This window comes from Pigmentibacter ruber, assembly GCF_009792895.1.
Taxonomy (GTDB): domain Bacteria; phylum Bdellovibrionota_B; class Oligoflexia; order Silvanigrellales; family Silvanigrellaceae; genus Silvanigrella; species Silvanigrella rubra.
Window position 1 is genome coordinate 971,540 of sequence record NZ_WSSC01000001.1, and the last position, 12,900, is coordinate 984,439.

10 protein-coding genes are annotated in these 12,900 nt (G+C 30.2%); 1 reads left to right on the forward strand and 9 read right to left on the reverse strand.

What is annotated here, in order from left to right; translation table 11 throughout:
- Window positions 1-59: 59 nt before the first annotated feature.
- The gene (locus GOY08_RS04060; RefSeq protein ID WP_158997387.1) at window positions 60-1,694 is read left to right on the forward strand and encodes a peptide ABC transporter substrate-binding protein; all 1,635 of its coding nucleotides are present in this window, start codon (window positions 60-62) and stop codon (window positions 1,692-1,694) included.
- On the opposite strand, the gene GOY08_RS04065 is transcribed toward GOY08_RS04060, so the two are convergent.
- From GOY08_RS04065 to GOY08_RS04105, 9 genes are all read right to left on the reverse strand, one after another.
- Entirely contained in the window at window positions 1,691-2,584 is an 894-nt protein-coding gene (locus GOY08_RS04065; protein WP_158997388.1) for a hypothetical protein, read from the reverse strand. The genes GOY08_RS04060 and GOY08_RS04065 overlap by 4 nt on opposite strands.
- Window positions 2,585-2,626: 42 nt before the next feature.
- Window positions 2,627-3,556 (reverse strand): hypothetical protein, encoded by a 930-nt coding sequence (locus GOY08_RS04070; RefSeq protein ID WP_158997390.1) that lies wholly within the window; start codon window positions 3,554-3,556, stop codon window positions 2,627-2,629.
- 185 nt (window positions 3,557-3,741) lie between these two features.
- The gene (locus tag GOY08_RS04075; RefSeq protein ID WP_158997392.1) at window positions 3,742-4,047 is read right to left on the reverse strand and encodes a hypothetical protein; all 306 of its coding nucleotides are present in this window, start codon (window positions 4,045-4,047) and stop codon (window positions 3,742-3,744) included.
- Between the two features lie 14 nt (window positions 4,048-4,061).
- Entirely contained in the window at window positions 4,062-5,636 is a 1,575-nt protein-coding gene (locus GOY08_RS04080; protein WP_158997394.1) for a M16 family metallopeptidase, read from the reverse strand.
- An 11-nt stretch (window positions 5,637-5,647) separates the two neighbouring features.
- Complete coding sequence (locus tag GOY08_RS04085) at window positions 5,648-7,099, reverse strand: M16 family metallopeptidase (protein ID WP_158997396.1); 1,452 nt, start codon at window positions 7,097-7,099, stop codon at window positions 5,648-5,650.
- Between the two features lie 2 nt (window positions 7,100-7,101).
- Window positions 7,102-9,243 (reverse strand): hypothetical protein, encoded by a 2,142-nt coding sequence (locus tag GOY08_RS04090; RefSeq protein ID WP_158997398.1) that lies wholly within the window; start codon window positions 9,241-9,243, stop codon window positions 7,102-7,104.
- Between the two features lie 25 nt (window positions 9,244-9,268).
- Entirely contained in the window at window positions 9,269-10,180 is a 912-nt protein-coding gene (locus tag GOY08_RS04095) for an AAA family ATPase (RefSeq protein WP_158997400.1), read from the reverse strand.
- Window positions 10,181-10,210: 30 nt separating this feature from the next.
- Window positions 10,211-11,644, reverse strand: coding sequence for a glucose-6-phosphate isomerase (locus GOY08_RS04100; RefSeq protein WP_158997402.1), 1,434 nt, complete (start codon window positions 11,642-11,644; stop codon window positions 10,211-10,213).
- Window positions 11,645-11,808: 164 nt separating this feature from the next.
- Window positions 11,809-12,810 (reverse strand): 2-hydroxyacid dehydrogenase, encoded by a 1,002-nt coding sequence (locus GOY08_RS04105; RefSeq protein WP_158997403.1) that lies wholly within the window; start codon window positions 12,808-12,810, stop codon window positions 11,809-11,811.
- Between the last annotated feature and the right edge of the window lie 90 nt (window positions 12,811-12,900).

The window sequence follows — 12,900 nt, forward strand, 5'->3', positions numbered from 1 at the left end:
AAGACATACGGATGTAGATAAATTTATCTTAAATTAACATTTGATAGAATGAGGAATTCATGGATGAATTTACTGGTCTAAAAAAATTAGTTGCATTTATTTGCTGTTTTATTATTGAATTTTCTTATTCATTTGATGATACATATGGTAAAATCAATAGAACTAAGGAACTAAATATTGGGCAAACAGAATTTCCTAGTTTATTAGATCCGCAAAAATGTAAAGAAAATATTTGCAATGTACTAATTTATCAACTTTTTGAAGGCTTAGTCATTTCAAATGGTGAAGGTAAAATAATACCAGCAAATGCTGAACGTTGGACTTTAAGTTCAGATGGAAAAACGTATACTTTTTATTTGAGAAAAAATTTAAAGTGGTCAGATGGGACAAAACTGACAGCAAATGATTATGTTTATTCTATGCAGCGCCTGGTTGATCCGGCAGTTTATTCTTATCAATCTTATTTATCAGAATTTATCAAAAATAGTAAAGAAATAATTTTAGGAAAAATGCCTATAGCTTCCTTAGGTGTAAGAGCTCTTAGCGAATATATTTTAGAAATAAATTTAACTCAACCTACTCCTATTTTTTTGGAAATATTAGCTGTTTCAAATAATTTTCCTGTGCAAAAAAAGAATATTGAAAAATTTGGTAGCAAATTTACTTTACCTGAAAATTTAGTAACAAATGGAAGTTATACCTTAAAAAAATCAAATAAAAGTGAAAAAATAATTTTAGAAGCAAACAAACATTATTGGAATCAAAAAGCTATTAACTTTGAAAAAATTAATTATATTTTTGAAAAAGATCCTAATACTTTAATTAAACTTTATCAAAATGGTCAATTAGATATAGTGACTGATATAGAGTTAGATCAAATCAAAAGTATAAAAAATAAATTTGATTCGGAGTTGAAAACAGTTTCTATTTTAGGCTGCTATTTTTATACTTTTAACATTCAATCTCCACCATTTAGTAATAAAAAATTAAGACAAGCATTAAATATAGCAATAGACAGAGAATTTATATCCCAAAGTTTATTTAATAAAACACAAATTCCATTATATGATTTTTTATCTTATGGATTAAAAAATCATGACCATACAATGCCATATTGGTATTATTGGTCACGAGAAATGCAGATTAAAGAAGCAAAGCGTTTGTATAAAGATGCAGGATACAATGAAAATAATCAATTGAATATTTATATTCATTTTAATAAAGCCTATATGCATAGAAGTATTGCTATATCTATTGCTAGCATGTGGAAACAAATTCTTGGAATAAATGCCGAATTAGTTGAGGAAGAATGGGATAATTTAGTAGAAAAAGAAAAACTAGATAATTATCAAGTTATAAGAATGGGTGTATTAGCCAATATTAATGATGTATATGATTTTTATAATATTTTAACTAGTAATAATCCCTTAAATAATTCAAATTATAAAAATAAATATTATGATAAAATAGTTTTAGATCTAATGCATGAACTTGATCCGAAAAAACGAAAAGAACTCATTCAGCAGGCTTCAAAAATTTTGTTGGAAGATGTCCCAAAAATACCAATTATTAGTAAGTCAACAAATTTTTTAGTAAAACCCTATATTCAAAATTTTAAAATAAATCCCTTACAGCTATATTTACTTTCTGAAGTGAGTTCTATTAAAGCTGAAGGGAAATTAAGTAAATATTAGTTTTGTTTAGGTAAAACTAAGTATGTATAACCAAAAAAGGAGGCACTTGGATCTGAGCTTTGCCAAATAATAACTTTCTCTGATTGGGCAAAAGAATTCCAATTTCCTTGCACCCCTGTAAGTAAATTATCTGGGCAAGTAATTGCACCATTTGAGGTTGTGAACACTTGGTTGATTGAATTGTAGTCATAGTTTGTAACAGTTGAAGATTCGAAAATTTTGCAGACACTTGGCTTATCAATTTTACCACTTAAAGAATAATCCCAGTCTCCACTATTGCGTGGAAATTTTGTAAGTTTTAAATTTGTAACATTAGGTGCACTAGGAGCAGGGCCCGCTTCTACAGTTACAGCTTGAGGATCTAAATTCACAATTTCCGAAATAACTTTTTCAGCATCTTTTCCATTATTTATAATCAATTTATAAGGATCTTTTCCAGCAGCAGCAAAATACCACTTTTTATTGTCAGGATCTGTTGGAGAAACAGAATATTCTACAGCTGGGTTTGTCAGTGTTATAATGCCAGCGGCAGAGATTGCAATACTTAGTGGAGAGCTTTTAGGAGTAAAAGTATTTATTCCATCAAAATATTTATTTAACTTAATTGTACAAGCACTATTTTTTACAATATTAAAATTAGGACTGGTGTCTTGAACAGTATAGTTATCACTCCAGTCATTTATACCATCTAACGCCTTTGGACAGGTAATGTTTACATCTATCGATTTAAATTTAGATAATGCGCTCGAAAGAGATGAGACATTCATTGAAGTCAATTTTGAACTAATATCACTTGTTCCCGAATTAAAATCATTTGTTTCTGTGCTAAATTTTCTATTACAACTAACAGCAACTAAAGCTAATGAAGTTATGACGACAATCTTTTTCATGTTTACTCCTTGTTTGAAATAAAACAAAAAATGAAATCAAAATTAAATTTCATCTGGTAATAAAGAGTCCGAGAGATTTTGTTTGTGATTATTGTGAATTTCTTGCAAACTATGGTGATATTTCTTTAATAGCTCCTCCTCATTGTATTCAATAGTTGTTGGTGTAGTAGAACGATTTAATGCTGTTGATGCTGAAAACTGTATTGGAATTTGTGTAGTCTGTAAACTACCATTGTTATAACTAACATTTAAAACACTAATCAAACTTCCAGATGTAGATTTTGGAGGATTAAACACTAAGGTAATTTTACAATCATTTGTAAAATTTGTACAAGAAGAAGGGCCTTCTATGCTCCATGCGTTTGGAAAAGTAGAATTTAATTTTGATATATCAACTGTCAAATTGTTTAAGTATCCAAGAGTTGGTTTGAAAATTAGAGCTATTTTTTTAGGAGTATTTATTATTCCAAAAAGTGAACTTAAATTAGTATCGGAACTAAACAGAATGGCACTTGTATAGTTTTTAATGGGATTGTTTCTTTCATATACTTCAACTTTATAATTTGTAGCATCAGCAAATAAAACAATTTCATTATTTGTAGAATTTCTATAAGTACCGCTTACAGAACTACCAGTCCCAGATTCCGTGATATTTAAGATAAGGGGTTTGTCTTTAGGAACAAATGTATCTCCATTGGCTAGGGTATATTTTGTAATTGTTATGCTACAACTTGAATTTTGAATAATATTAATACTTGTTTGTGAATCAAACTTTACATTTTTATCATCCCAATCATTCTCTCCTTCTAGTGCATCTTCACAATGGATATCAACAAGCATGGATGATTTTGGACTTGTTCCACTATAACTGACATTTAACATTTTCTTTTGAATATTTTCGCTTGTAGAAGGTGATTTTGCACAACCAGTTAGAAAAATAATTGGTATGATAGAAAAATAAAATTTATTCATAGTAATATCCTCATATAATCATTTTTAAAGCAGTGGGATAATAACAACAAAATTAAATAAAAAGCAAAGAAAATTATAGAAATTATAATGGGTTGTTTAAGAAGCTAGCTAATAAAAATTTAATTAATTTGAGAGAAATAAATTTTGCGTTAAATATAATAAAAAATGGTTATCTTTGGCGGTTGTTAATTTATTACTTTTGCACCATGTAATTCTAAAACTTTTGAAAGTTTAGATTCAATGTCAGATCGAAATGCTTTGTGAGTTAGTGATATTTTCTCTGATTTATGAATACATTCAAATCCTTCTGAAAGATTTTTTAGAGAATAGATCACTTCGCTTTTTCCCAATTTAGAGAATGTAATGACTACATTCTCTCCATTTAAAGAAACATTAGCAATTTTCCCTAATTCTCTTTGTGACAAAGAATCAGATACTTTTTTTATAAATTCATTTACAGAAAAATTACTTACCGAAAAAGATTTAATCATAAAAATTTATCCTTCTACTTTAAATAAGGTTTAATAATGGTGTTTAAGTCATTTGTGCTAATTAAGTCAATATCTGAAATATTTTTTAATTCTTTTATTTCATCTGAACTTGGATTCCCCATAATAACTAAAACTGGATAGACGGATTCCTTTTTTAATCTTTTTAAAAGCCTGTTTAATTCTTGCACATCTTTTTGTTTATCTAGCTTTGCTAAATTAAATTCAATAGGGTTTACACTTGGTAAATTTCCTTTTAAAATTTGATTCATGACTTCATCGGATTTATTATATACAGTAATTTCTGAAGCAAGCATTCTATTAATAAGAGCTGTTCTAGTATTATCCAATTCTTCTTGAGTAATTCCATTTTGAATAAAATTATTCCAAGTTGAAGTAGCTAAGCTCACAGCTTCAGCTAATCTTTCATTTGGACTTTGGAAAGTTAAGTGAAACATTCCAAAATTTGTGTTTGGATATAGTGTTGTTTCATTGAAGTAAGCATGTGGAGAATAACTTATACCAGAGTCAGCCCGCAGAGCCTTTGTAAATCTATCATTGCCAACAATTCCACCACTGGAAGAAAAAATTTCTTCCAATATATCAAATTGGGTACTTTCAAAAGAATTTAATTTTCCAATTTTTGGAAAATAGTAACGCAATGAAATATTACTTTGGCTCATATCAGATTTTGTGATTAAAACAGTTCTAATTTTTGTAATATTATCTGCTTCTATATCTTTTTGCGGCAACCAAGTGCGAATTTGAGGAGATAAATGCGGTAAATCAGAAATTAATTTTTTTAATTTCTCAAAATCATTGTTGGAAAAGTTTCCTGATATAAATGCATTTAAGCCATTTTTATTGATAGTTAATTTATAAAGTTCTTTTATTTTTTCTAAACTAATTTTTTCTATAACAGCTGGGGAAGATCTTTCTAAAGCTTTGGCAAAATAATGATTTTTACCAAATAGAACACTATTTGCTTGCTGATCGATGAGTCTAAATTGTTTATCAAAGGTATTAAAGTCAATTAAATTTTTAAAACCATCGATTGTTCTTTGTTTCCATAATGGAAGACTATTTGCGTCAAATCTTGGTTTTAATAAAATATTACGTAATAACTCTAATACTTTAGGAAAATCTTGGGTCAACGCATCAGCTGAAAGCATGAGCTGTCCATTAGCTAATATATTTGTGCGGATATTAATACCATTTTCTGATGTATAATTATCAATTTCATCAAAACTATAATTTCCACTTCCACCTAAAATAAAAAGATCAACTAGTGCTCCAAATGCTGGGCGATCTTCTTGGGGGAGGGAAAAAACCCCACCTGGTAGAACAATATTAACTTTAAATTTTAAATTTGTATCATTTTGCAAACTGTAAATAGCTCCTCCACCATCTACTGCTGTACGATTATAGTTAATACTTGGCCAAGTATATGAACGCCAATCGAGTTCGATTGGCTTTGAAAAAATAACAGGACGCTGGCTTTTTAAATCTTGTGCATAACTAGACATGCATATTAAAAGAACGGCAGCTGAACTAAGTAGATAATATTTTGTGTTTTTTAAAAAAAGAAACATTCTTTACTTCCTTATTTCTTTAAGAAATTTGTATATAAATCTTGGCAAGATTCAGCCTTACCAGTAGGTACAATTCCAGTAACATAATTATTTTTGTTAGAGAGATTTTCAGTAACCCATTTTCTAAATTCCGACGTAGAAGAAGTCTTTACTAATTTTTCTATCTGACTTGCTGTGTTCATACTTTTGAGAAAAAATACATCTTCAAAAATTGTATTTACTAAATTTGTCATTTTTTCAGCAGTTTCAGCATTTGATACTGCTAATTGTTTTAGAATTTGTTTTTTAATTTTTTCGCTAATTGGTTTATTTAATACTTCCTTAATCCCATTTTCCCAAAATTTTAGTGCATTTTCAAATTTTTGTTCGTTATTTAAAGAAAAATTTGCAGTTAGAGGGTTACTTTGATTTTGCCAAAACACTTTATAAAAAGAAAAATCTGTGGCAATTTTTTCTTTCACTAATCTTCGTTCAAATCTTCCATCTGGATGATCATCAAGCAATGTTTTAAAGATAATGACATTAACTAAATCATGAATATTTTTACTAAATGTTGGATATGTAATTTTATATTTTTGAGAATAAATAGGTGCACTACAAACAAACTTTTTTCCTAAATCACGTGTTAAGTAATCTGTTGGGAATTTTTGATGTGTTACTTTTAAATTTCCTTTCCAACTTCCAAAATATTTTTGCACTAGGTTTGCAACTTTTTGGGGATCAAAAGGGCCTCCAATAAAAATAGTTGTATTGTCAGGCGTATAAAAGTTTTTATAAAATGTTTTAGCACTTTCTATACTCATATTTTCAACATCTTGTTTAGAACCTATTGTCATCCATTCCAAAGGAGTGTTCCGTTCAGTTATTGCACGTAATATTTCGCTGCTGCGGGTAAGGGGATCGTTTTCTACTCTAAGTTTTCTTTCAGAAATAACTGCACCTTTTTCAATAGAAAAATATGGATCTGTAATATCTAAACTTAGAAATCGATTGGCTTCGAGTTTTAGCATTTGTTCTAATGCTGGACCAGGAAATGTTGAATAAAACGTAACATAGGCATCGCTAGTTCCGGCATTGCCCGAGCCACCAAAGGAGTTTAAAACTTTGTCATAATTTCCTTCAGGTGCACCTTCTGACTTGCGAAACATCATGTGTTCAAAAAAATGTGCTAATCCTGTTGTCCCCTTTGATTCGCGATTGCTGCCAGCATCTAGTATGAAATGAATCGTAGCAACAGGGTTACGTTGGTCAGGAATGATATAAAATTGAAGTCCATTTTGTAATTTGTATTGAAATGCTTGAATAGTTGATCCAGGGATTATTTTGTAGGTTTGTTGAAGTTTAGGTTCTACATCAACTCCATAAATAGTTAGAGGAAATAATACTGATAAAAGTAAAAGTAATTTTTTTGGGAAAGCAAAAAAGGTTTTAAAGTAACTAAAATGCGTCCTATTTAAGCGCATAATTAAGAATCCTTTCTAATATATTTTTGAGCATAATTTCTTACGCCAGCTTCTGCTAAAATATGAAATGTCCTGACAAGTCGAATGTCTTCTTGGGGGAATTCATCGAGCTTGGCATATATAATGTTTTTGCGACTTTGTTTTAAAATTTTAGCAATGTGTTGTGATGGTGGATGATTGGAAATAAATAATATACTTTTATGATTTGTAGATAGAGCTCCTGCTAAAATTAAACATTCTGTTGCATTTCTTGCATAATGTTGGATGAAAGGATTTCCCCATGGATTTTCTATAGAACTTGGGAGTGGGATAACGGCAAACCCCCCAAATTCACTTTTTGCAATTCCAGGACCAATTAAATTGTCTTTAAAGGGTGTAGCATAAAACATTAAATTACTATCATCATGTTGTTCTGCTAACCAAAAAGATCGCCAAGAGTAATAAGAGTCTTTTGCTGGATCAGCAAAACTAAATACAACCGTACCAATATCTGGTTTTCCAGTATTATGGAGTTCTTTGACAATTATTTTTTCTTTGTGCCAGTTGCGTATGGTTTCTCTGATATCTAGACCTTCATAAAAGTCTGTTTGCAATTCTTGATAATTAATTTCCTGTGATTTTAATTTATCACTCATATTTTTTTTGATATCTAATGCTAACTTTTCCATAAAGATATCTTCACTAGGAAACGAGCATGAATAGGGATGATCTTCATGTACCCAAGTATTATCAGCATACTTTTCTTCGCTAATAGGAGTAATATTTTTCTGTTGACTTATTTTTTCTACTGCCTTTAGTTTGGTTTTTTTAAATTTTTTCTTACTTTGAATGGTACTAAATTTTTCTATACTAACTTTTTCAGTATGTTTAAAAAAATGGTCGAGTGGCAAATGAATTTCGGGTAATGAAGTTGCTAATTTTTCATTTTCGGGAAATTTTTTACATTCTTTCATTAATTCATAGGAAAAATTTGAATCTACTACGGCAGAACCAGCAACTAAAATATCAAAGATACTTGGAAAAAACATATTTCTATCTTGTGCAAGACGATATGAAAAGCGAAAATAGTCTCTTTCTTGAGCAGCATTGATATCTAGTTTTGTCCAATCGTTATAATTTTTACTTGCACGAATAAAACTATTTGCATAACTTTTCCTTGCAAAATCAAGCCAATTTTCTAATGGAGTTTTTTCTTCTAATAAATCTGAAATAAAAAAACCGGGTACATGTATATACTCTAAAAACGAATCTTTACTTGGTTGGCTTAGTATAAAATGTTGGTTACTTTTCTCTTTTTTTTCTTTTAAATATGATAAATTATTTACTTCATAAATTTTTAAATCATTTCTTGATTTTATTTTTTCTAAATGCTGCTCTATTAAATTCATAGTTTTGTAACCACATATTATAATAATATTTTCATTTAAATATGAAAAAATATAATGCACAATATTTTTAAAAATTTGTTCAGCTTTATTTTGCATAAATTCATGTCGAAAGATTTCCGAAGGAAAAGTTTGCGCAAGCTGATATTGCATCCAGGCTGTTAACGAACCATTTACAATACATTCAGATTTTAATGACATTTTTTCACTATTACTAACAAATAACTGATATTGTAAATAACTTTCTATAGAGCCAATGCATTGAGTTTTAATAATATTATTTTTAAAAATATTTAATAAATATCTTCTTGGTTCAGTGGATTCTAAAAACAAGATAGGATCATCTTCAATATTTAATATTAAGTTATCAACTGTGCTTGAATTGTCTTTATTAGCTAAATGATTTTTGGATGTTAATGTAACAGAATGCGGAAATGAGGATTGCAAATTTTGCAGTAATGGCTGGCATTCCTCAGGCCAATCTATTAAAATATGAGCATTAGTAATATGCTTAAATTTATCTTTTAGTAGTTCTATATTTTTTAAAATACAAGATTCTTGTAAATTAGTTTTTGCAATTGGAAAAAATTGAATATTACTTTTTGGAAATAATTTTTGCAAAGTCTTTGCCTTTATTTTTCCATGCGTATATTCCCATCCTAAAAAAACATCAGTATTTTTATTTTCCTCAGTTAATTCTGGATCTAATTCCAAATAATATTGACTTGAGAGCTTTATAATATTTTTTTGCGTTCTCATTTTGTCTGCCATTTTAAAAAAATTTTTATACTGGTCTTAAATTTGGTCTAGTAGAGGATTGAGAATCATTTTGCATTTGTTCATCCGCAGGAAAATATTTTAATGCATCCTCACCTAAAATAGAATAAACACTTGCTTTTAAGGCTTTTGGTAAAGTCAATTCTTTATTTAAACTTTTTAATCGTTGCGCATATTTTGCAATTTGAATACCATCGCGTACAGAAAATGATTCTTCATATTTATGCGCAATTGCTAAAAATGTTACTAATAATGATAGTAAATTTTCTTCCACATAAGGAACTGCAAAGCGAATAATTCGTGCTTCTGTTTCAATATCTGCAAAATCTAAAAATATTTGTGGGTTTAAACGACTTTGAATATATTCAGGTAAATCATACACACTGGAATCATCATTCATTGTAGTAACAAAACGAAATTCTTTATGCGCATGAATACGAACTCCTGCAATAATAGAATCAACATAACGGCGGTGATCAAGTAAAGAGGCAAGACTAGCCCAGCTTTTTTCAGACATACGATTGCCTTCGTCTAAAATACACACGCCACCAAGTAACATAGCTGTTACTATTGGACTTGCTACATAACTGATTTGCTTTCCTTCAGTGATTACTGGGGTAACAATTAAATCATCAGGACGGGTGTCACTTGTTCCTTGCATTAAGTAAACTGGGTATTTTAATTCCCGGGCAACAGCAACCGCTAAGGTGGTTTTACCCACCCCAGGTTTACCTACAAGTCTAGGATTCATTGGCAGATCTTCGTCTGATAAACGAAGCCAAGAAGCTCTAAGTTGGTGAGCTGCAAGTTCATTTCCAAGCCAATCTGCTTTTATTTCAAATTCTTTAGCAAGTCTTACTGTTATATTTCCAATAACGGCAGTTTCTTTTTCTCTGTCAATTGTAATACCAGTATTCATTCTTTAACCTCTTGCAATGTTCTACTTTGTTTACTTAGTAGTTAATCCTAAAGAACGTAAACGGCTACCTGAATTTAATCTGTTTTTTATTTGACTTGCTTTGTCAGCATAACTGGGTTTCCCTAGGAGTGCAAACATATTATTTTTGTAGTCTTCAACACCTGGTTGATCAAATGGATTGATCCCTCTAGCATATCCACCAATACCACAAGCTAGCATGTTTACATACATCCAATAACCTATCCACCATGCGTTTAATTCGGGCATTTCCCAAACTAATGTTGGTACTTTACCGTCGGAATGGGCAAGGAAAGTTCCTTGTTGAGCTTCATTTTGAACATAGGAAAGATCTTTTCCTAATAAGAAATCAAAACCATCATTTAATTTAGGATCTGGAATTTTTATTTTTCTTTTCATTGAACCTTTAGTTAATGAATATTCATCTTGTATTTTAAGATGAGTAGCAAAAAGATGTCTTTCTCCATCTTGAAAGTATTGTCCTAATGAATGCAAATCAGTAGTAAAATTTGCGCTTGCTGGAAAAATACCTGTATTTTCTTTACCATCACTTTCGCCAAAAAGTTGTTTCCACCATTCAGCAATGCCTTTTGCCTTAGGTGTCCAAGTGCATAGGGATTCAATTTTATAATTGTTTTTATACAAAACATTACGCACACCTGCATAGCAAAGTGCAGGGTTTGTTTCCAAAGAATGATTTTTTTCTGACAAACTGTCTTCATATGCTTGTTGCGCACCAGCAACAAATTCTTGAATATTAATCCCTGCAATTGCTAAAGGTAACAAGCCTACGGGAGTAAAAACAGAATATCTCCCTCCCACTGTTTTAGGAATACTAAAATGAGGATAATTATTTTCTTTTGAAATTTTTAGTAAAGTCCCGTCACTAGGATCAGTGATTGAAAAAATACGGTGTGAAGCTTCGGTGGTTCCAAATCTATCGTCAAGGTATTGTTTTAAAACTCTAAAAGCTAAGGCAGGCTCTGTAGTGCCCCCAGATTTAGAGACCACTATTAAACTAGGAGTGTAGCAGTCTAGGGCGTCGAGCAGTTCAGAAAGTTCATCAAGAGCTAAATGATGTCCCGCCCAAAATAGTAAGGGCTTTTTGTGGAATTGATCAGGCTTTACTGCTGCATAAGTATGAGTCAAGGCTTCATAAACTGCTTTGGTACCTAATAAACTGCCACCAATTCCTACAACAACAACAGCGTCTGAATGATTATTTATTGTTTCTACAGTTTTACTTATTTCATTTATAATTTTAGGACATTCTTCTTTTACATAATGAACCCAACCTGTAAATTCAGGACTTTTGCCTTTTCCTGTTGCAAGAGCTTTTTTTGCCGAAATTAAGTTATTAGTTTCATTGGCAAGATGTTTTTCAATAGGAAAAACATCATGGACTTTTGTCCAGTCTAAAATGAGGCGTTTTTCTAGCGAAAGCATGAATTTACTCCTTAAGCACAATATTTTTGTATTTCTACGAATACAAGCGATATAAGAAATCACATAATGGCGGCATTTTTGCAATAGTGTGCGTGCTAAAGAAATAAAGAAAAGAGTGAAGCGTAGGTAAAAATTGTTACTTTAACAACAGCTCCACAGCATTTTTAGTGATTATTTTTTTTAATTTTTACTTCATTTATTAAAGGAAGTTTATTTTCAAAGTCTGAAATATTATTAAGCGTAGTTTCAACAATATTATGAATTGCTTCCGCTGTTAAAAACCCTTGGTGTCCAGTTACAATTACATTTGGGAAAGTTAACAATCTTGCTAAATTATCGTCATCAATTCCTTTTCCTGAAAAATCTGAAAAGAAATAGTTTTCTTCTTCTTCATACACATCTAGGGCTGCACCTTTAATTGTGTTTGCTTTTAAAGCTTCAATTAATGCTTTTGTATCAATAATTCCTCCTCTACTTGTATTAATAATAATGGCATTTTTTTTCATACAAGAAAAAGCGGAATCATTAATTAAATGGTGCGTGTCATTTGTCAATGGTATATGCAGAGATATAATATCACATTTTTTATATATTTCTTCTAACGAAACAAACTGCATAAAATTTAAACTTGTATTTGGGTATTTATCATACGCTAAGACATGGCAACCAAAACCGTGCATAATTTTTGCCATTTCTAGCCCAATTTTACCTGTACCTACTATTCCAACTGTTTTGTTATAGAGATCAAAACCCACTAACCCTTCTAAGGAAAAATTAAATTCTCTTGAACGATTATAGGCTTTGTGGATTTTTCGGTTTAAAGTTAGTAGCAATGCAACACCATGTTCTGCTATAGCGTGTGGAGAGTAGGCTGGAACTCTCACAATGGGAAGATTTAGTTCAAAGGCAGCATTTAAATTTACATGGTTAAAACCTGCACTACGTAAGGCAATTAATTTAATTCCAAGTTCTTTCAATTTAACTAAGACTTCAGCGTCTAATTTGTCATTTACAAAAGCGCAAACGCAATCAAAGCCTTTTGCCATAATAGCAGATTCTAAATTTAAATTATTGTAAACAAAGAATATTTCATGGTTATTGTGACTATTTAATTCAGTAAAATATGGTTTTTCATAATCATGAGCGCTAAAAATAATGACTTTCATAATAGGTTCCTTACAGTATAATCAAGCAAAATGTTTAACATAAGAAACTAGGACAAACAATTTTTAATTTCGTGCAAATTTTAGAAGGAA